17 protein-coding genes are annotated in these 18,575 nt (G+C 75.4%); 4 read left to right on the top strand and 13 right to left on the bottom strand.

Annotated elements, in window-relative coordinates; all coding sequences use genetic code 11:
* The gene (rfbA, locus tag ACVWNX_RS21315) at positions 1-930 is read right to left on the bottom strand and encodes a glucose-1-phosphate thymidylyltransferase RfbA (protein WP_454409077.1); all 930 of its coding nucleotides are present in this window, start codon (positions 928-930) and stop codon (positions 1-3) included.
* Positions 931-1,271: 341 nt separating this feature from the next.
* On the opposite strand from rfbA, the gene ACVWNX_RS21310 reads away from it, so the two are divergent.
* Positions 1,272-2,720, top strand: coding sequence for a collagen-like domain-containing protein (locus ACVWNX_RS21310; protein ID WP_454409075.1), 1,449 nt, complete (start codon positions 1,272-1,274; stop codon positions 2,718-2,720).
* A gap of 286 nt (positions 2,721-3,006) precedes the next feature.
* On the opposite strand, the gene ACVWNX_RS21305 is transcribed toward ACVWNX_RS21310, so the two are convergent.
* The 4 genes from ACVWNX_RS21305 to tsaB are packed head-to-tail and all read right to left on the bottom strand — an operon-like array spanning position 3,007 to position 5,774.
* Entirely contained in the window at positions 3,007-3,324 is a 318-nt protein-coding gene (locus tag ACVWNX_RS21305; RefSeq protein ID WP_454409073.1) for a hypothetical protein, read from the bottom strand.
* Positions 3,321-4,463, bottom strand: coding sequence for a tRNA (adenosine(37)-N6)-threonylcarbamoyltransferase complex transferase subunit TsaD (tsaD, locus tag ACVWNX_RS21300; protein WP_454409071.1), 1,143 nt, complete (start codon positions 4,461-4,463; stop codon positions 3,321-3,323). The genes ACVWNX_RS21305 and tsaD overlap by 4 nt, the downstream gene beginning before the upstream one ends.
* Positions 4,456-5,103, bottom strand: coding sequence for a ribosomal protein S18-alanine N-acetyltransferase (gene rimI, locus ACVWNX_RS21295; protein WP_454414869.1), 648 nt, complete (start codon positions 5,101-5,103; stop codon positions 4,456-4,458). The genes tsaD and rimI overlap by 8 nt, the downstream gene beginning before the upstream one ends.
* A 17-nt stretch (positions 5,104-5,120) precedes the next feature.
* Positions 5,121-5,774, bottom strand: a complete 654-nt coding sequence (gene tsaB / locus ACVWNX_RS21290; RefSeq protein ID WP_454409069.1) for a tRNA (adenosine(37)-N6)-threonylcarbamoyltransferase complex dimerization subunit type 1 TsaB — start codon at positions 5,772-5,774, stop codon at positions 5,121-5,123.
* 149 nt (positions 5,775-5,923) lie between these two features.
* Between tsaB and ACVWNX_RS21285 the strand changes: the two genes are divergently transcribed.
* Positions 5,924-6,472, top strand: a complete 549-nt coding sequence (locus ACVWNX_RS21285) for a hypothetical protein (RefSeq protein ID WP_454409067.1) — start codon at positions 5,924-5,926, stop codon at positions 6,470-6,472.
* A gap of 267 nt (positions 6,473-6,739) precedes the next feature.
* Here the strand turns inward: ACVWNX_RS21285 and ACVWNX_RS21280 are convergent, their stop codons facing one another.
* The 6 genes from ACVWNX_RS21280 to ACVWNX_RS21255 all read right to left on the bottom strand — a co-directional run bounded on the left by ACVWNX_RS21280 (position 6,740) and on the right by ACVWNX_RS21255 (position 12,659).
* Positions 6,740-7,036, bottom strand: coding sequence for a hypothetical protein (locus ACVWNX_RS21280; protein WP_454409066.1), 297 nt, complete (start codon positions 7,034-7,036; stop codon positions 6,740-6,742).
* A 119-nt stretch (positions 7,037-7,155) separates the two neighbouring features.
* Positions 7,156-7,695 carry a tRNA (adenosine(37)-N6)-threonylcarbamoyltransferase complex ATPase subunit type 1 TsaE gene (gene tsaE, locus ACVWNX_RS21275; RefSeq protein ID WP_454409064.1) on the bottom strand — a complete coding sequence of 180 codons (540 nt, stop codon included), beginning with the start codon at positions 7,693-7,695 and terminating at the stop codon, positions 7,156-7,158.
* On the bottom strand, positions 7,652-9,040 hold the full coding sequence (locus ACVWNX_RS21270; RefSeq protein WP_454409062.1) for an alpha/beta fold hydrolase: 1,389 nt from the start codon (positions 9,038-9,040) through the stop codon (positions 7,652-7,654). The genes tsaE and ACVWNX_RS21270 overlap by 44 nt, the downstream gene beginning before the upstream one ends.
* Positions 9,037-10,332, bottom strand: a complete 1,296-nt coding sequence (gene alr, locus ACVWNX_RS21265; RefSeq protein ID WP_454409060.1) for an alanine racemase — start codon at positions 10,330-10,332, stop codon at positions 9,037-9,039. The genes ACVWNX_RS21270 and alr overlap by 4 nt, the downstream gene beginning before the upstream one ends.
* A gap of 70 nt (positions 10,333-10,402) precedes the next feature.
* On the bottom strand, positions 10,403-11,878 hold the full coding sequence (locus ACVWNX_RS21260) for an NAD(P)H-hydrate dehydratase (RefSeq protein ID WP_454409059.1): 1,476 nt from the start codon (positions 11,876-11,878) through the stop codon (positions 10,403-10,405).
* Positions 11,879-12,290: 412 nt separating this feature from the next.
* Entirely contained in the window at positions 12,291-12,659 is a 369-nt protein-coding gene (locus tag ACVWNX_RS21255) for a holo-ACP synthase (protein WP_454409058.1), read from the bottom strand.
* A gap of 181 nt (positions 12,660-12,840) precedes the next feature.
* Between ACVWNX_RS21255 and coaA the strand changes: the two genes are divergently transcribed.
* Together coaA and ACVWNX_RS21245 are read left to right on the top strand one after the other, a co-directional pair.
* Positions 12,841-13,830 carry a type I pantothenate kinase gene (gene coaA, locus ACVWNX_RS21250; protein ID WP_454409056.1) on the top strand — a complete coding sequence of 330 codons (990 nt, stop codon included), beginning with the start codon at positions 12,841-12,843 and terminating at the stop codon, positions 13,828-13,830.
* 58 nt (positions 13,831-13,888) lie between these two features.
* Positions 13,889-14,830 carry a DUF389 domain-containing protein gene (locus tag ACVWNX_RS21245; RefSeq protein ID WP_454409055.1) on the top strand — a complete coding sequence of 314 codons (942 nt, stop codon included), beginning with the start codon at positions 13,889-13,891 and terminating at the stop codon, positions 14,828-14,830.
* Positions 14,831-14,946: 116 nt separating this feature from the next.
* Here the strand turns inward: ACVWNX_RS21245 and ACVWNX_RS21240 are convergent, their stop codons facing one another.
* Positions 14,947-16,884, bottom strand: a complete 1,938-nt coding sequence (locus ACVWNX_RS21240; RefSeq protein ID WP_454409053.1) for a protein-arginine deiminase domain-containing protein — start codon at positions 16,882-16,884, stop codon at positions 14,947-14,949.
* A gap of 160 nt (positions 16,885-17,044) precedes the next feature.
* The gene (gene glmM, locus ACVWNX_RS21235; protein WP_454409051.1) at positions 17,045-18,418 is read right to left on the bottom strand and encodes a phosphoglucosamine mutase; all 1,374 of its coding nucleotides are present in this window, start codon (positions 18,416-18,418) and stop codon (positions 17,045-17,047) included.
* Positions 18,419-18,575 lie beyond the last annotated feature (157 nt).

Here is an 18,575-nt window from a genome sequence, read left to right as displayed (position 1 = left end):
TCAGACGGCCGCCACGGGGTGGACGCGCGGACCGTCGGCGCGGGGCGGGGCGACGGCGGGCGGGCCGTCGTGGTCCAGCAGCTCCAGCAGATAGCGCCCGTACCCGCTGCGCAGCAACGGCCGGGCGAGGGCCCTGAGCTGGGCGTCGTCGATCAGCCCGGCCCGCCAGACCGCCTCCTCCACACAGCCGATCTTGAGTCCCTGGCGCTCCTCGACGACCCGGACGAACTCCGACGCCTGGACCATGGAGGCGAAGGTGCCGGTGTCCAGCCAGGCGGTGCCCCGGTCGAGCCGGGTGACCCGGAGTTCCCCGGCCTCCAGGTAGTGGCGGTTGAGGTCGGTGACCTCCAGTTCGCCCCGGGCGCTGGGCCGCAGCCCCCGGGCGACCTCCACCACGCGCTCGTCGTAGACGTACAGCCCGGGCACGGCGTACCGGGACCTCGGGCGGGCGGGCTTCTCCTCGATGGAGAGCGCCCGCCCGTGCTCGTCGAACTCGATCACGCCGTACGCCGAGGGGTTGGCCACCTGGTAAGCGAAGACGTGACCGCCGTGCGCATGGCCCTCCCGGGCCAGCCGGGTGGTCGGTTCGGCGCCGTGGAAGATGTTGTCCCCGAGGATCAGCGCGACGGACCCGTCCCCGATGAATTCAGCACCGAGCAGGAATGCCTGGGCGATTCCCTCCGGACGTTCCTGGGTGGCGTATTCGATGCGCAGTCCGAGCTGTCCGCCGTCGCCGAGCAGCGACCGGAATTGCGTCTGGTGTTCCGGGGTGGTGATGACGAGGACTTCGCTGACTCCCGCCAGCACCAGCGTGGAGAGCGGGTAATAGACCATCGGCTTGTCGAAAACCGGGAGGAGCTGCTTGGAGACGGAGCAGGTCAGCGGCCAGAGCCGTGATCCGGTGCCGCCGGCCAGGAGAATCCCACGCATGGCGTCACCGTAGGAGGAAACGCCGGGCCTCCTTCCCCCGACACGCGACGGTGTCCGGCGCCCGGCGGATTCCCGGGCGCCTTCCGTTCCGGGCGCCGCGCGGTCCGTCACTCCGCCGCCGCACCGCTCGGGTGACCTTTCCCGTCCCGTCCGCGCGTCGCGCGCGTTTCCGCGTTCCGCGTCCACCGAAAATGGCGCGTTCGTCATTCTCTACGAACTTCATACATACATGGCATGAGGTCAACGGTTTCCCCCTGCGGCAGCCGCCCGGTCCGCTGACCGCCTCTCGTGTGGGCGGTTGTGGCCCGCCTCCGCCATTTCCTCCCCGAAAGGAATTCCGGGTGAACCGTAGAACCATCGGCCGCAACCGGGTGAGAGCCATCACCATGGTTTCGGCCGGCACCCTGGCCGCCGTGCTCAACGTCGCGCCGACGGCGTTGGCCCTCGCCGACGCCGTCGAACGCTCGGGCACCCAGCACAGTCTGGGACTGCCCGGGCCGGGCGGCGCCTCGTCGACGGACGGACAGCACCATGGCTCCGGCCAGGCGGCCGTCCGCGCCCCCGAGGGCGGAGGCGGTGGGGGCGGCGGCGGAGGCGGCACCCCCGGCCCGCAGGGTCCCCAGGGCCGCCCGGGCGCCACCGGGCCCCAGGGACCGGCCGGAGCGCAGGGCGCCACCGGCCCGCAGGGCACCCAGGGCTCCACCGGGGCCCAGGGCTCCAACGGCGCGCAAGGACCGCAGGGCACCCAGGGAGCCAACGGCCAGAACGGCGCCAACGGCACCAACGGCGCTCAGGGCCCCCAGGGCAGCACCGGGTCCACCGGGCCCCAGGGCACGACCGGGGCGCAGGGTGCCACGGGCGCTCAGGGGGCCAACGGGACGCAGGGTGCCAACGGCGCCCAGGGTCCGCAGGGGGCCCAGGGAGCCAACGGCACCAACGGGACGGACGGCGTAGACGGCGCCCAAGGGCCCCAGGGTTCGCAGGGCTCGCAGGGCGCGCAGGGCTCGCAGGGAGCCAACGGCACGAACGGCACCGACGGCGCGGACGGTGCGCAGGGGCCCCAGGGCGCCCAGGGCGCCAACGGGACGCAGGGCTCCACCGGCGCGCAGGGGCCGCAGGGCACCCAAGGGGCTCAGGGAGCCAACGGCACCAACGGGACCGACGGCGCGGACGGCGCCCAAGGGCCCCAGGGCGCCCAGGGCGCCAACGGAACGCAGGGCTCCACCGGCGCGCAGGGACCCCAGGGCACCCAAGGCGCCGACGGCACCCAGGGACCGCAGGGCGCCCAGGGAGCCAACGGCACCAACGGGACGGACGGCGTGGACGGCGCACAGGGCCCGCAGGGTATCCAGGGTCCGCAGGGCATCCAGGGCGTCCAGGGCCCGTCGGGCATCCAGGGGCCGCAGGGTATCCAGGGGCCCCAGGGAATCCAGGGCGTCCAGGGAACCCAGGGCATCAACGGGACCCAGGGTCCGCAGGGCGTCACCGGGGCGCAGGGGCCGCAGGGCCCGGCGACGCTGAGCACCTATGTCATCAGAGGGCCGCAGGCCGTCCCGGTGCTCATCGGCCTGGGGGTGACCTCCACCGCCAACTGCCTGCCCGGGGACCTGGCGACCGGCGGCGGCTACGACACCTTCGGACTGCTCGGGACGATCAACGTCATCGAGAACGCGCCGATCCCCAAGGCCGCGGGCACCCAGGCCGGACCGCCCACCGGCTGGCAGACCCAGGCGTCCGTCACCGTGCTCGGCGGCGGCTTCCAGTCCTACGTGGTCTGCGTGGACCAGTAGGCACCCCGTGGGAACGGTGTGCCCCCGGCGGGACGGTGACGGACCGGCCGGGACGGCGGGTACGGGCCTGAGGGCCTGACGTCGTCCCCGAGCGGCCGGGTCCGCCCGCCCCCGCCGGGACCGGTGCGGTGGAGTCGTCGAGGACGGCTCCACCGCACGGCCGTCCGCCGTTCCGTACGCCCCCGCGCCCCGTGCGCCCGTACGTTTCCGCACACGTGCCGTGCCCCGCGCCCGTCGGAGCCGGGCCGACCCCGGCCGGGGCCGGTCGAGGTCGGTCGTCCGGTGGTCAGTCCACGCCCACCGAGGTGAACCGCCAGCGGTGGACGGGGCGACGGACCAGCCCGGCCGGGGGATCGGGCAGCTCCGGCGGCGCGACGGCGTCCCCGGACCCGGCCACCTGCCCCGGCTCGGGCCACCAGGTGATGACCAGGACCCGGTCGCCGGGCGCGGTGAACGTCTCGCGGCGCAGCGGCTCCCCGGCGGCGTGCCCGGTCGGCACCCCTTCGGGGTCCCGCGCGGTGGGGGTCTGGGCACGGGCCCAGTCGAGGAGTTCCCCGCCCCGCCCGGCGACGGCCGCCGCCTCCCACATCAGCGCGAGGGTCATGAGTAGAGGTTGTCCTTCGCCAGCTCGTGCACATGATCGTGGTCATGTGCGTGACCGTGACCGTGGCCGTGCCCATGTCCGTGCTCGTGGTCGACGGCCCCGGGAACGTGAGGGTCGGTGACCGGCAGCGAGGAGTCGGCGGACAGCTCCCAGTCGGAGGCGGCCCGGTTCCGGGCGACCATCTCCGCGCCGAGCGCGGCGACCATCGCCCCGTTGTCGGTGCAGAGCCCCGGCCGGGGCACCCGCAGCCGGATGCCCGCGGCCTCGCAGCGCTCGGCGGCCAGCGCCCGCAGCCGCGAGTTGGCGGCCACCCCGCCGCCGATCATCAGATGGTCCACGCCCTCGTCCTTGCAGGCCCGGACGGCCTTGCGGGTCAGCACGTCGACCACCGCCTCCTGGAACGAGGCGGCCACGTCCCGCACCGGCACCTCCTCGCCCGCCGCCCGCCTGGCCTCGATCCAGCGGGCGACCGCCGTCTTCAGCCCGGAGAACGAGAAGTCGTACGCGGGGTCCCGGGAGCCGCTGAGCCCGCGCGGGAAGGCGATGGCCTTCGGGTCGCCCTCCCGGGCGTAGCGGTCGATGACGGGCCCGCCGGGGAAGCCCAGGTTCAGCACCCGGGCGATCTTGTCGAACGCCTCGCCCGCCGCGTCGTCGATGGTCGCGCCCATCGGCCGGACGTCGGAGGTGATGTCGGAGGAGAGCAGCAGCGAGGAGTGGCCGCCGCTGACCAGCAGCGCCATCGTGGGCTCCGGCAGCGGTCCGTGTTCGAGCTGGTCGACGCAGATGTGCGAGGCGAGGTGGTTGACCCCGTACAGCGGCTTGCCGAGGGCGTACGCGTACGCCTTGGCCGCCGTCACCCCGACGAGCAGGGCGCCCGCGAGGCCGGGGCCCGCGGTGACGGCGACGCCGTCCAGGTCGGAGGCGGCGACCCCGGCCTCCTTCAGCGCGCGTTCGATGGTCGGGACCATCGCCTCCAGATGGGCGCGGGAGGCCACCTCGGGGACGACCCCGCCGAAGCGGGCGTGCTCGTCGACGCTGGAGGCGACGGCGTCCGCGAGCAGGGTGGTGCCCCGGACGACGCCGACGCCCGTCTCGTCGCAGGACGTCTCGATGCCGAGGACGAGGGGTTCGTCAGCCATGGGTGGTTCCGGTTCCTTCGGTGCCGGGCTCCGCTGGCGCGGGGGCCCCGGCGGGGGTGTCGGTGGTGGCGGCGGGGGGTTCGGCGGGAGCCCCGGCGGGGACGGCGTCGGCGACCACGGGGGCGGGGGACACGGCGTCGGGGGCGGCGTCCGGGGCGTTCATGGTGAGCCGCATGACCAGCGCGTCGACGTTGCCCGGCTGGTAGTAGCCGCGGCGGAAGCCGATGGGGACGAAGCCGAAGCGCTCGTACAGCTTCTGGGCCCGTTCGTTGTCGACCCGCACCTCCAGCATCACCTCCCGGCACTCGAAGGCGGTGGCGTGCTTCAGCAGATCGGTGAGGAGCCGGGCGCCGAGTCCGGTGCCCCACTGGTCACGGGCGACCGCGATGGTCTGGACGTCCCCGGTGGCACCGTCGTCCGCGCTCCCGGCGGACGCGTCCCCCGGTTCGCCGCCGCCCGCGGCGGCCAGGCCCGCGTAGCCGACGAGCCGTCCGCCGTCCTCGGCGACCACGTAGCGACGGGTCGCGCCGGGCCCCCGGGCATGGGCCAGCTCGGACCAGAACATCCCCCGCGACCAGGCGTCCTCGGGGAACAGCTCGCGTTCGAGCACCAGTACCGGGTCGATGTCCCACCAGCGCATCTCGCGCAGCTCGGCGGTCACTGGGGGGTGACCACCTTGTAGTTCTTCGGGACCTGGGCGTCGGGGCGGCGCAGATAGAGCGGGCGGGGCGGGTCCAGGGGGACGCCCGCGCGCAGTCGTTCGGCGGCGACCGAGGCGAGGGCGCCCGCGTCGGCGTGCTCCGGGTCGCGGCCGTCGGGGAAGGCGTCCGGGTAGAGCCGGGCGCCCGCGCCCACCACGGGCAGTCCGGCCAGTTCCGCCGCGATGTCGGCGGGCCGGTCCACGGCCGGTCCGGACACCCGGGTGCGGGCGTCCTGGTACCGGGCCCAGTAGACCTCCTTGCGACGGGCGTCGGTCGCCACCGCGAAGGGGCCGTCGAGCCCGGCGGCGTGGGCGATCCCGTCGAGGGTGCACACCCCGTGCACGGGGATCCCGAGGGCCAGCCCGAAGGTGTCGGCGGTCATCAGCCCGACCCGCAGACCGGTGTAGGGGCCGGGGCCCGTGCCGACGACGACCGCGGTCACGGCGTCCAGCCGCGTCCCGGCCTCGGCGAGGACCCGGTCCACCGCGGGGAGCAGCAGCTCCCCGTGACGACGGGCGTCGACCTGGGCGGAGGAGGCGACCACGGCGGTGCCGTCGTGCAGGGCGACGGTGACGGCGGGGGTGGCGGTATCGAGAGCGAGCAGCAGCACACAAACAGCCTACGGCTCCGGCGCCCGGGGCACGCCCGTCCCGGCCGACCGCGCGGTTGCTGCTACGGTCGGCCCTGCGACCCTCACGGACGGTGACCGTCCGTACGCGGGACGGGTCGGCCGGAGGCGGACGGCGAGAGGCGGGCGTGATGGCGGGCAGCAGCGCGGGGATCGTGGCCGGGCTCACCGGAGCGGCGCTCACCACGGTCGGGTTCCTGGCGTACCAGGCGGCGGCGCGGCTGCCGGACGGTCCGGCGGACCGGGGCCCCGGGGTGGCGGCGACCGTCTCGGCCCCGCCGCGCGACCCGGCCCGCCCGACGGTGCTGCCGCCGGGTTCGGGTGCCGGGCCCCGGGTGGTCTACGCGCTCTCCGACCACCGGGTGTGGCTGGTGGACGAGGGCGACGAGGTGCGGCGGACGTACCGGGTGACGCCCGGGGCGATCGAACCGGCGCCGGGCTCCTACCGGGTCACCTCCCGCACCGGCCGCACGGCCGGGTCGGACGGGGTCGGGATCGAGCACGTGGTGCGGTTCGCGGTCGCGGAGGGGATGAGCGTCGGGTTCAGCGCCGCGCTGAGCGGGGCGACGCCCGCCCCGGACCCCAAGCGCCGCACCGGCGGCATCCGCTCCTCGCGCCCGGACGGCAACGCCATGTGGGACTTCGCGGTCATCCACACCCCGGTGGTCGTGGTCCGCTGACCCGGGGGCCGTCCGCCCGTGGGCCCACCACGGCCCGGACGGCGGCTTCCGGCCCGGACGACGGGCGCGCGGTCAGCCTGGTGGTCGCGTCCAGCCCGGCGGGCTCGCACCCCGGCATGGGGCACGGCCAAGCCCGGTGGGTTCATGGCCAGCCCGGTGGGTTGCGGCTGAAGCTGATGGGTCTGCGGCCGAGGCCGGTGGGTCCGCGACCCGGACGGGGTCGTTCGTGGCCGGGACGGTGGGGTTCGAAGCTGCCGATGGGTCCGGTCAGGCCGCCCGGCTCCGCTGCCGGGGCGGGCCCTCGCGGGGCGCGCGCTCCGGACGGGCCGGAGCCGTCGCACCAGGGGTCGTCGCACCCGCCGCCGCACCGGGAGCCACCGCGCCCGGGGCCGTCGCGCCCGAGGGCACCGCCGCGCCGGAGGCGGTCGTACCGGAGGCGGGTGGAGCGGAGGCGGGTGGGGCGGTGGGCGGGACGGGTGGAGTGGAGACGGCCAGCGCCGCCGCGCCCGCGGCGAGCAGCACGCTCATCGGCACCGCCGCGCTCCCGCGATCCGTCGCCGACATGAGCGCCTCCTGGTGCTCCGGGGCAGTCCGGTTAGGCAGACCTCACCACCACTGGACTCCCATGTGACCACGGGCGGACGCCCCCGCGCAACATGTTCCCGACACCCTGTCGGAACGTGTCAGGAACCGTCCTCCGCCAGTCCGGCCAGCTCCCCGGCGGTCCACCGGCCGCCGTGTCCGCGCAGGGTGACCCGTCGGACCTCGTCCGTGGTGTCGCCCTGGGCGCGGTCGATCAGGACGTGCAGCCGCGTCTCGGACAGCTCCTCGACCTTGCCGTCGCCCCACTCCACCACGATCACCGACTCGGGCAGCGAGACGTCGAGGTCCAGGTCCTCCATCTCGTCCAGCCCGCCGCCGAGCCGGTACGCGTCCACGTGGACCAGCGCGGGGCCGCCCGTCAGGCTGGGGTGGACCCGGGCGATGACGAAGGTCGGCGAGGTGACCGCGCCGCGCACCCCGAGTCCCTCGCCGAGGCCCCGGGTCAGGGTGGTCTTGCCCGCGCCCAGCTCCCCGGTGAGCATCACCAGGTCCCCGGGGAGCAGCCGTCCGGCGAGGCGGACGCCCAGCTCCCGCATGCGTTCGGGGGAGGTCACCGTGATCGACGCGGTGACGGGCTCAGCCGTCGCCCGCGGTTCCGCCTGCTGCGCGCTTCGTTCCATAGCCGTCCACGGTAGTCCCTGGGCCGTCGGGGGCGGTCCCCGAGCCGTTCGCGGCGGCGGCCCCCGAACCGTCCCGGGTCGCCCCCGGCCCGTTCACGGCGGTCCCCGGGCCGGTGCGGACCGTCGTCCCCGCCGCAAGGGCGCCCACCCGCTCCAGCAGGGCGACCAGGTGACCGGTGACCGTCCCGGGGTGCTCCAGCATCACCAGATGGCCGCCGTCCGGCACCAGGACCAGCTCGGCGGTGGCGCCCAGCCGCTCCGCGACGGCCTCGCTGTGCTCGGCGGGGGTGATCAGGTCCCGGTCCCCGGCCAGCACCAGGACCGGCAGCCCGGTCAGCCGCCCGAGCGCCTCGCTCTTGTCGTGCTCGGCGAACGCCGGGTAGAACTCCGCGACCACCTCGAAGGGCGTGGACTCGATCAGCCGCTCCGCGAACCGCGCCACGGCCGGGTCCACGTCCCGCCCGGCGAACGAGTACCGCTTGACGATCCCCGCGAACAGGTCCGCGGTGGCCCGCCGGCCCCGTTCCACCAGCTCCGCCCGGTGGCCCAGGGTCCTCAGCACCCCGGGCAGCACCCGGCGCGCCGCGTTCACCCCGACGGCGGGCAGCCCGTAGCTGACCTCCGCGAGCCGTCCGGCGGAGGTGCCGACGAAGGCGACCGCAGCCACCCGCTCCCGGACCAGCCCGGGGTAGCGGTCCACCAGGGCCATGACCGTCATCCCGCCCATCGAGTGGCCGACCAGGACGAGGGGGCCCTCGGGGGCCGCCGCGTCGATGACCGCCTTCAGGTCGCGGCCGAGCCGGTCGATGGTGACGGGGTCGCCGGAGGCCAGCTGGGCGGCGCCGCGCGCGGAGCGGCCGTGGCCGCGCTGGTCCCAGTGGACGGTGCGGACCGCGCCGCGCAGGGCCGCCCGCTGGAAGTGCCAGGAGTCCTGACCGAGGCAGTAGCCGTGGCTGAACACCACCGTCACCGGGGGGCCGGACGCGGCCCGGTCGGCTCCGTCGGTCCCCTCGCCCGCGTCGGCCTCGTCCGCCCCCGCGACCGCGTCGGCCTCGTCGATCTCGTAGTACAGCTCGGTGCCGTCGTCCGCGACGGCCGTGCCCGGGGTGCCGCGCAGCTCCCCGTACGGGCCCGAGGCGTCCAGGGCGAGACGGGCCGCGCGGCGCACGCCCCGGCTCACCGTCAGCCGCTCGATCGCCACTCCGGCCGCCGCGCCCGCCGCGAGGACGCCCAGCGCGACGCCCGCGATCCCGGCGCCCTTGCGCCAGGTGACGCCGGTCACCGCCCGGACGGCGGCCTCAGCGGCGTCGGCCGCTCCGGCGGCGCCGGTGACGTCCCCGCTCACGCCGGGCCCGGCGGAACCGTGTCGCCGGGCCCGGCGGCCTCAGCGGTCTCAGCGGTCTCGATGCTCCTGTCGACCGCACCAGCCTCAGCCACCACGGCGACCCCACCAGTCCCGCCGGACGCGCCGGACGCGCCGGACTCACCGGAGGACACTCCCCGGTACACCCGGGGCACCCGCGCCCCGATCCGGGTGACGATCTCGTAGGCGATGGTGTCCGCCGCCTCCGCCCAGTCCTGGACGGTGGGCTCGCCCCGGTCGCCGGGGCCGAACAGGACGGCCTCCGCGCCCTCCTGGACCTTCCGGCCGCCGAGGTCCACCACGAACTGGTCCATCGCGATCCGTCCGGCGGCCCGCCGCCACACCCCGTCCACCAGCACCGGGCCCCGCCCGGAGGCGTGCCGGGGGACCCCGTCGCCGTATCCGGCGGGGACCAGCCCGAGGGTGGTCTCCTCCCCGGTGACGTACTGGTGGCCGTAGCTGACGCCGTGTCCGGCGGGGGTCCGCTTCACCAGGGCGAGCGAGGCGCTGAGCGTCATCACCGGGCGCAGCCCGAGCGAGGCGGCGGTCCCCAGCTCCGGCGCGGGCGGGACCCCGTACATGGCGATGCCGGTGCGGACCAGATCGAAGTGGGTGTCCGGACGGGTCAGCGTCGCGGGCGAGTTGGCGAGGTGCCGCACCTCGGGGCGCACCCCCTCCGCCTCGGCCTGGGCCACCATCCGGCGAAACGTTTCGAGCTGGGCGTCGACCGAGGGGTGGCCCGGTTCGTCGGCACAGGCGAGATGGGACCACAGCCCCACGATCCGCACGGTCCCGGCGGCCTCGGCGGACCGGGCGGCGGCGAGCAGTTCGGGCCAGTCGGCGGGCTGGCAGCCGTTGCGTCCGAGCCCGGTGTCGGCCTTCAGATGGACGCGGGCCGGACGGCCCGCCTCCCGGGCGGCGGCGGTGACCTCGGTCAGCGCCCACATCGCGCTCACCGACACGTCCACGTCCGCCTCGACGGCCGCCCGCCACGGGTCGCCCGGGGTCCACAGCCAGCACATCATCCGGCCGCCGACGCCCGCCGCCCGCAGCGCCAGCGCCTCCTGCGGGGTGGCGGTGCCCACCCAGGTGGCGCCCGCCTCGATCGCGGCCCGCGCGCAGGCCACCGCCCCGTGGCCGTACCCGTCGGCCTTCACGACGGCCATCAGGGCGGACCGGGGGGCCCGGGCCCGCAGGGCACGGACGTTGGCGCGCAACGCGTCCAGGTCGATCTCGGCGCGGACGCGGCTCGGCTGCGGTGGTGTCTGGCTCATCGCGCCGATTGTCTCAGAGACCCCGGTTCCCGCCCCTGCGCCGGTGCCCGGTCCGCCGGTGTGGGTCGCGTCACCCCGTCGGCGGCGGCGTTCCGGCCACCTCCGCCCAGGCGCCGGGCAGCGCTTCGGCGACCTCCTGGGCGGTCAGCGGGGTCCCCGCGGTCTTCGCCGCCCGGCGGGCCGCCAGCCCGTGCAGATAGGCCGCGACGGAGGCCGCGTCCACCGGGTCGAGGCCGGACGCCAGCAGCGAACCGGCCAGCCCCGACAGCACGTCGCCGCTGCCCGCCGTGGCCAGCCAGGGCGTCCCCATCGGGTTCACCCGCACCGGCCGGGCCGGGTCCGGCCCGGCGACCAGGGTGGTGGCCCCCTTCAGCAGCACGGTCGCGCCGAAGCGGGCCGCCAGCTCCCGCACCGAGGCCAGCCGGGCCGCCTCCACCCGGCCGCGCGAGACGCCGAGCAGCGCGGCGGCCTCCCCGGCGTGCGGGGTGAGCAGGGTGGGCGCCCGGCGGTCCCGGACCGCCACCGGGTCCAGCGGGCGCAGTCCGTCCGCGTCCACCAGCACCGGCACGTCCGCGTCGAGGACCTCCCGCACCACGTCGGAGGTGCCGGGCCCGTCGGGGAGTTCCCCGATGCCCGGCCCGACCACCCACGCCTGTACCCGGCCCGCCCGGGTCGGCGGCCCCTCGTGCACCAGCGCCTCGGGGAACCGGGCGATCACCGCGTCGGCGCTCCGCCCCACGTACCGCACCGCCCCGGCCCCGCCGCGCAGCGCCCCGGCGACGGCGAGGACCGCCGCCCCCGGGTAGCGGGCGGACCCGGCGACCACCCCGACGACCCCGCGCCGGTACTTGTCGCTCTCCCCGTCCGGCACCGGCAGCAGCCGGGCCACGTCCTGGTGCTGGAGCGCCTCCAGCGCCGGGACGGACGGCAGGTGCGGGCCGATCCCGATGTCCACCAGCCGGACCGTGCCCGCGAGCGCGTGGGCCGGGTCGACCAGCAGGGCGGGCTTGTACGTCCCGAAGGTGACCGTCGCGTCGGCGCGCAGCGCCTCCCCGCGCGTCTCGCCGCTGTCCGCCTCGACCCCGCTCGGCAGGTCCACCGCGACGACGAGGGCGCCCGCGCCGCGCGCGGCGCGGGCCAACGGGACGGCGTCGGGCCGCAGTCCGCCCCGGCCGCCGATCCCGGTGATCCCGTCGAGGACCAGGTCGGCGTCGGCGAGTTCGGCGAACGGATCGTCGGCGATCCGGCCGCCCGCGCCGGTGAGCGCGGCGAGCCCGCCCGGGTGGGCGCGGTCCGGGGCCAGCAGCACGGCGGCGACGCCCGCGCCCCGGCGGGCCAGCCGGGCGCCCGCGTACAGGGCGTCCCCGCCGTTGTCGCCCGCGCCGACGAGCAGGACCACCCGGGTCCCGTACACCCGGCCCAGCAGACCGCTGCACGCGGCGGCGAGCCCGGCGGCGGCCCGGCGCATCAACTCCCCCTCGGGCAGCCGCGCCATCAGCGCGGCCTCGGCGTTCCTGACGGTCTCCACGTGGTGAGCGGTACGCATGCCGTCGAGTCTGCCGCAGCCCGGGGCGGGCCGGAACGGCACACTGCGCCGCATGGCCCCCCGCGCGGTCGCCCACGACCGGCCGGACCTCACGCGCGGACGGGCCCGGCGGGATCGCGCCGGCCTCCCCGCGCGGGGGTCGTGGGGCCAGGCACAGGGACCCCGGGCCGGAGCCCAGGACAGGGAACCCGAGCCGGAACCGAGGGCAGGAGACCCGGGCCGGAACCCAGGGCAGGAGACCCGGGCCGGAACCCAGGGCAAGGGACCCGAACCGGAACCCAGGGCAGGAAACCCGGGCCGGAACCCAGGACAAGGGACCCGAGCCGGAACCCAGGGCAGGGAACCCGAACCGGAGCCCGGGGCAGGTGCCCCCGGACCGGAGCCCGGGACAGGTGCCCCGGACCGCCAGGGCTCACCCCTCCGCGATGACCACCGCCGACGCCACCCCCGCGTCATGGCTCAGGGACACGTGCCAGGCGCGCACCCCCAGCGCCTCCGCGCGGGCCGCCACCGTGCCGCGCGTCCGCAGCCGGGGGCGTCCGCTGTCCTCCACCCACACCTCGGCGTCCGTCCAGTTCAGCCCCGGCGGCGCGCCCAGCGCCTTGGCCAGCGCCTCCTTCGCCGCGAACCGGGCCGCCAGCGAGGCCGCCCCGCGCCGCTCCCCGCCCGGCAGCCACAGCTCGGCGGGGACGAAGAGCCGCTCCGCGAGCAGGGGCGTCCGCTCCAGGGAGGCGGCGAACCGGTCGATCTCCGCGACGTCGATGCCCACCCCGATGATCACCCGGTCACCGTATCCACCCGGCGCGGACCGGACCGGACCGCGCGCACCGCACTCGTCTCCATAACGGCGCAGCCTACGCGCGGCGCCGGGGCGGACGGCCGCGACGGTCCGGCCCCACGGCGGCACCCGGAGTGACGTACCCCACCCCCCACTCGCGCCGCGCAGCCGTGACAATTGCCGGGTGATCTCCCCGGTCTCCTCGCCGCCCCAGCACGCCCCCCGGCCCCGGCCGGAGGCGTCCCCGTACCTCGACCTCACCCGGGCGGAGTGGAGCGCCCTGCGCGACAAGACGCCGCTGCCGCTGAGCGCGGCGGAGGTGGAGGAACTGCGCGGCCTCGGCGACGTCATCGACCTGGACGAGGTCCGGGACGTCTACCTCCCGCTGTCCCGGCTGCTGAACCTGTACGTGGGCGCCACCGACGGGCTGCGGGGGGCGCTGAACACCTTCCTCGGGGAACAGGGCTCCCAGGCCGGGACGCCGTTCGTGATAGGCGTCGCCGGATCGGTGGCGGTCGGCAAGTCCACCGTGGCCCGGCTGCTGAAGGCACTGCTGGCGCGGTGGCCGGAGCACCCCCGGGTGGAACTGGTCACCACCGACGGGTTCCTGCTGCCGATGCGCGAGCTGCGGGCCCGTGGGCTGACCTCCCGCAAGGGGTTCCCCGAGTCGTACGACCGCCGGGCGCTCACCCGGTTCGTCGCGGACGTCAAGGCGGGCAAGGCCGAGGTCAGCGCGCCCGTCTACTCGCACCTCAAGTACGACATCGTGCCCGGGGAACGCCTCACGGTCCGCCGCCCGGACATCCTGATCGTGGAGGGGCTGAACGTCCTCCAGCCCGCGCTGCCCGGCCGCGACGGCCGCACCCGGGTCGGGCTCGCCGACTTCTTCGACTTCAGCGTGTACGTGGACGCCCGGGTGGAGGACGTGGAGCGCTGGTACCTGAGCCGGTTCCGGCAGCTGCGCGAGACCGCGTTCCAGGACCCGTCCTCGTACTTCCGCAGGTACACCCAGGTCTCCGAGGAGGAGGCGCTGGCGTACGCGGCCACCACCTGGCGGACCATCAACAAGCCCAACCTGGTGGAGAACGTGGCACCGACCCGGGGCCGGGCCACGCTGATCATCCGCAAGGGGCCCGACCACAAGGTGCAGCGGCTCAGCCTGCGCAAACTGTGACGGGAGCGGTCCGGGGCACCCCGTGGTGCGTCCGGGTGACCCGTGCCTATGGTGAGGCATGCTGCATCTGCGACTGATCACCCCGGCGGACCGCACCGACGAGGTGGTCAAGCTGATCGAGGGCACGGTCGGCACCACCCATCTGGCCGTGGTGAAGGGCGCCGCCCGCGAACCCGAGGGCGACGTGGTGATGTGCGACGTGGCCCGGGAGGCCGGGGACGAGCTGATCGGGGCGCTGCGGGAGGCCGGGATCGACGACTGCGGGTCGATCGCCGTGGAGAACATCGACCTGTCGCTGTCCCGGCGGGCCGACCGGGCCGAGGACGACGCCCCCGGCGAGGCCGCCGACGCCGTGCTGTGGGAACAGCTCACCGACGTCACCCACGAGGAGTCCACGCTCACCGTCACCTACGTGGCGTTCCTCTCCGTCGCCACGATGCTCGCGGCCTGCGGGGTGATGCTCGACAACGCCATCCTCATCGTGGGCGCGATGGCCGTCGGCCCCGAGTTCGGACCGCTCGCCGGGATCTCCACGGCCCTGGTGCAGCGGGCGCCCGCCCTGGTGGCCCGGTCGCTGTGGGCGCTGCTCGCCGGGTTCGCCCTGGCGATGCTCGCCACCGCCGGGTTCGCCTGGCTGATGGACGCCCTCGGGCTGTTCACCAAGGACATGGTCAAGGCGGACCGGCCCAACACCGCCTTCATCTGGCAGCCCGACTGGATGTCCTTCGTGGTGGCGTTCCTCGCCGGGATCGCCGGAACCCTCTCGCTGACCTCGGCGAAGTCGGGGGCGCTGATCGGCGTGGCGATCTCGGTCACCACCGTCCCGGCGGCGGCCAACGCGGCGGTCGCGTTCAGCTACCGCGACTACGGCCAGACGACCGGTTCCACCCTCCAACTGCTCGCCAACCTCGGGGGGATCATCCTCGCCGGGACCCTCACCCTGATCGCCCAGAAGTCGTTCTGGGCCTGGCAGCGCAAGGGCCTGCCCGGCCCGCGCTGAGACGGCCCGCGCACGACGCGGTGGGCGGCGGGGCCGGAGCCCCGCCGCCCACCGGTCGGTCACCCGCCGGCCGGTCGCTCAGCGATCAGCCGCCCAGCGGCCCCGCCGACCCTCCGTCACGCCTTCCACCAGGGACGGGAGGTGTCGCGCAGGACGTTCGTCCCGCAGTGCACCTCGCCGCCGGCCAGGTGGTAGGTGTAGTAGTCGTCCAGATAGGCGGTGGTGAACCCGGCCCCGGCGTACGCCGCGCGGACGGCCTCGCCGAAGACGTCCTTGCCGCCGATCACCGGACCCCACTGCCGGGGCGCCAGATAGCGGCTGTCGCTGAGGACCACGCCGTTGACCGCGCCCGGCAGGGCCGCGATGACGCCCGGCAGTTCCACCGGGGCCATCGCGGCGGGACCGTCCGCCGCGTCGGCGAGCCGGGGCGACGCCAGGGACCACTCACCGGCGCCGAGACGGCCCAGCCCCGCGTTCCCCCCGGCCGACGCCTCGATCCCGTCCGGCATCTCGTACTTGCCGTACAGCGCGGGCACCCGCACGATCTCCGCGTCGGTGATCCCCGTCTCCCGCTTCAGGATCTCCAGGTTGGCCGCTATCTTCTCGGCGGCCAGCACGTTGTTCTCCACGAACTTCCGGTCCGCCAGCTTCTCGGCGATGGTGGTCCGGGGCACCGTGACGCCCAGCCGGTCGGGGGCGGTGAACATCCGCTTGCCGCCGTGCCCGTCCGCATGGGCCTCGCGCAGCAGGTCGAGCCCGGCGGTGGGGTCGGCGAGCCCGAGGCGCCAGCCCCGCTCGGTGTCGGCGGGCAGGAACTGCACGAACTCGTCGACGTGTCCGACCGTCAGCCACGAGGTGTCGAGCCGCAGCGGGGCCTGCTGGCCCTGCGACTTCAGGAACGTGCTCATGGACTTCGCGGGACGGCCCACGCCCCGCTCACCGTCGTTCCACTCCCCCATGATGATCCGCCCGGCCGGGTAGGACTTCCCGTTGTGGGTGTACGGGGGGATGGTCTCCAGGTTGCCCATGGAGTTGAGGGTGTCCGACTGGTCCCGGGCGTAGGGGCCCTTCATCTGGACGACCCCGGTGCCCGGTCCGCGCAGCTGGGTGTAGAGCGTCCGGCCTCCCGGGCGGTCCTGCGCCGAACGGATCATCACCCGCAGGGCGTGCTGGCGGCCGTCGGCGCCGGTCATGCTGACGTACCCGGGCTCCACGAAGTCCTGCGCCCAGATGTCGTCGGTGTCGAGCGTGCGCACCGGCTTGGTGATCCCGGCCGCCCGGACCTCGCGCCGGAGGCCCTCGACGAACCGGTGCTGCTCCTCCACCCCACCGGGCACATAGGCGTCGCGCACCTTGCTGACCAGCACCTCCTTGGCCTTCTGGAGGTGATGGTGGGTCAGCACCGGCGCGGTGCGCAGGGTGACGTCGTCCCGGCTGGTGGTGCCGCCCGAGGTGACGGACAGCCGCACCCGGACCGTGCCGTCCCAGCGCGCCGCGTCCCGGATGACGTCGGTGGCCTCGACCCCGATCTCCACCCCCCGGCGCAGCTCGGCCGCCGAGAGCTTGGTGGTGGGCTTGAGATGGACCCAGTCCCCGCCGCGCTTGACGAACAGCCGGGCCTTGGCGGCGTCGCCGCGCACGGTGACCGTGCCGGTGGCGCCGTTGGCGAGCCCCGGCAGCGGCACGGTCCTCAGCCGGGCGAGGTCGGCGGCGTCCCGGGCGCCGTTCAGTACGGTGTCGGCCGCGTCGTGGCAGGTCGCCAGCTTGGCCTCGGACAGGTCCCGGCCCCGGGCGTCCTTGGTCGGGCAGCGGCGTTGGTCGTCGTCGATGTTCGGCAGGACCACCGCGCCGCGCCCCCGCGTCCAGGTGTTCTCGCCCCGGACGTCGGAACCGCCCGTGACGTCCACCCGGCCGTCGCGGTTGACGTCCGCCCGCAGATCGGCGCGCGGCGCCTGGGCCGTGGGCGCGGCGGTGGCCTGCGCGGTCATGGTCCCCAGCAGCGCCCCGGCGACTCCGGTGGCGACGGCGGTGGTTCTCCAGCGTCGAGTACCCATTGAGGGCCCCTCCTCGTGTTTCTCTCCTGGCCTTCGCCGGGAAAGAAGCGCTGGGAGGGGCCCGGGTTGAGCTCCGGGGCGGACCCGTCGCGATCAGAGCCGTCCGATGGACGACGGAACGTGACGGACCGTCGGAAGTGAACGGAAGAACGTCCGGAACTCAGCCCAAGGAGGACTTGACGACATCGGCGAGACGGCCCGCGACCGCGTGCGCCTGGTCGATGTCGGCGGCCTCGACCATCACCCGCACCAACGGCTCGGTGCCCGAGGGACGCAGCAGCACCCGGCCCGTCTGGCCCAGCTCCCGCTCGGCCTCGGTGACCGCGGCCGCCAGCTCGGCGGAGGTCGCGACCCGGGACCTGTCCACGTCCGGCACGTTGATGAGGACCTGCGGCAGCCGCTCCATGACGGAGGTCAGCTCGGCGAGGCTGCGGCCGGTCTCGGCGACCCGCGCGGCGAGCATCAGCCCGGTCAGGGTGCCGTCCCCGGTGGTGGCGTGGTCCAGGATGATGACGTGCCCGGACTGCTCGCCGCCCAGGGCGTAGCCGTGCTCCTTCATCGCCTCCAGGACGTACCGGTCGCCCACCCCGGTCTGCACCACGGCGAGCCCCTCGCGCTCCATGGCGAGCTTGAAGCCCAGGTTGGACATCACGGTGCCGACGACGGTGTCGGAGCGCAGCCCGCCCCGCTCCCGCAGCGCCAGCGCCAGCACGGCGAGGATCTGGTCCCCGTCCACCTCGGCGCCGGTGTGGTCGACGGCAAGGCAGCGGTCGGCGTCGCCGTCGTGGGCGATGCCGAGGTGCGCGCCGTGCTGGACCACGGCGGCCTTCAGCAGCTCCAGATGGGTCGAGCCGCAGCCGTCGTTGATGTTGAGCCCGTCGGGTTCGGCGCCGATGGTGACGACCTCGGCCCCGGCCCGGGCGAACGCCTCCGGGGAGACCCGGGCGGCGGCGCCGTGGGCCTCGTCCAGGACGACCTTCAGCCCGTCCAGCCGGTTGGGCAGCACCCCGATCAGATGGGCCACGTACTGGTCGAAGCCCTCGTCGTAGGAGCGCACCCGGCCGACGCCCGCGCCGGTGGGACGGCGCCAGCCGGCGCCCGCCCCGCCCTCGCAGGAGGCGTACGCGGTGTAGCGGGCCTCGATGCGGTTCTCCAGCTCGTCGGCGAGCTTGTGACCGCCCCGGGCGAAGAACTTGATGCCGTTGTCGGGCATGGCGTTGTGGCTGGCGGAGAGCATCACCCCGAGGTCGGCGCCGAGCGCCCCGGTGAGATAGGCGACGGCGGGCGTCGGCAGCACCCCGACCCGCAGCACGTCGACACCGGCGCTGGCGAGGCCCGCGACCACGGCGGCCTCCAGGAACTCCCCGGAGGCCCGTGGGTCCCTGCCGACCACCGCGACCGGGCGATGGCCCTCGAAGCTCCCCGCTTCGCCGAGCACGTCGGCCGCCGCCACGGAGAGTCCGAGCGCCAGCTCGGCCGTCAGATCCGCGTTGGCGACACCGCGCACGCCGTCCGTGCCGAAGAGTCGTCCCACAGGTGTCCTCCGAACATTCGCGCCCCTCACCAAGAGGCACCGGAAATCATCCGAACCTACAGATCCGGGCGGGGAGGGCCCCTCCCCGCCCCTCGCGCCCGGGTCCCCCCCATCGGAACCGCCGAACAGATGGGGCGGGCACGCACACACATCCGAA

The sequence above is a fragment of the Streptomyces sp. JNUCC 64 genome (genome assembly GCF_054484115.1).
The sequence above is the reverse complement of the archived record's forward strand: the minus strand, read 5'-3'. Positions and strand labels throughout refer to the sequence as shown.

What these genes read in the sequence shown, in the direction of transcription:
- rfbA (WP_454409077.1), bottom strand. Translation starts at nt 930, where the DNA reads ATGCGTGGGATTCTCCTGGCCGGCGGCACCGGATCACGGCTCTGGCCG.
- ACVWNX_RS21305 (WP_454409073.1), bottom strand. Translation starts at nt 3,324, where the DNA reads ATGACCCTCGCGCTGATGTGGGAGGCGGCGGCCGTCGCCGGGCGGGGC.
- tsaD (WP_454409071.1), bottom strand. Translation starts at nt 4,463, where the DNA reads ATGGCTGACGAACCCCTCGTCCTCGGCATCGAGACGTCCTGCGACGAG.
- rimI (WP_454414869.1), bottom strand. Translation starts at nt 5,103, where the DNA reads ATGCGCTGGTGGGACATCGACCCGGTACTGGTGCTCGAACGCGAGCTG.
- ACVWNX_RS21285 (WP_454409067.1), top strand. Translation starts at nt 5,924, where the DNA reads ATGGCGGGCAGCAGCGCGGGGATCGTGGCCGGGCTCACCGGAGCGGCG.
- ACVWNX_RS21280 (WP_454409066.1), bottom strand. Translation starts at nt 7,036, where the DNA reads ATGTCGGCGACGGATCGCGGGAGCGCGGCGGTGCCGATGAGCGTGCTG.
- tsaE (WP_454409064.1), bottom strand. Translation starts at nt 7,695, where the DNA reads ATGGAACGAAGCGCGCAGCAGGCGGAACCGCGGGCGACGGCTGAGCCC.
- alr (WP_454409060.1), bottom strand. Translation starts at nt 10,332, where the DNA reads ATGAGCCAGACACCACCGCAGCCGAGCCGCGTCCGCGCCGAGATCGAC.
- ACVWNX_RS21260 (WP_454409059.1), bottom strand. Translation starts at nt 11,878, where the DNA reads ATGCGTACCGCTCACCACGTGGAGACCGTCAGGAACGCCGAGGCCGCG.
- ACVWNX_RS21245 (WP_454409055.1), top strand. Translation starts at nt 13,889, where the DNA reads ATGCTGCATCTGCGACTGATCACCCCGGCGGACCGCACCGACGAGGTG.
- ACVWNX_RS21240 (WP_454409053.1), bottom strand. Translation starts at nt 16,884, where the DNA reads ATGGGTACTCGACGCTGGAGAACCACCGCCGTCGCCACCGGAGTCGCC.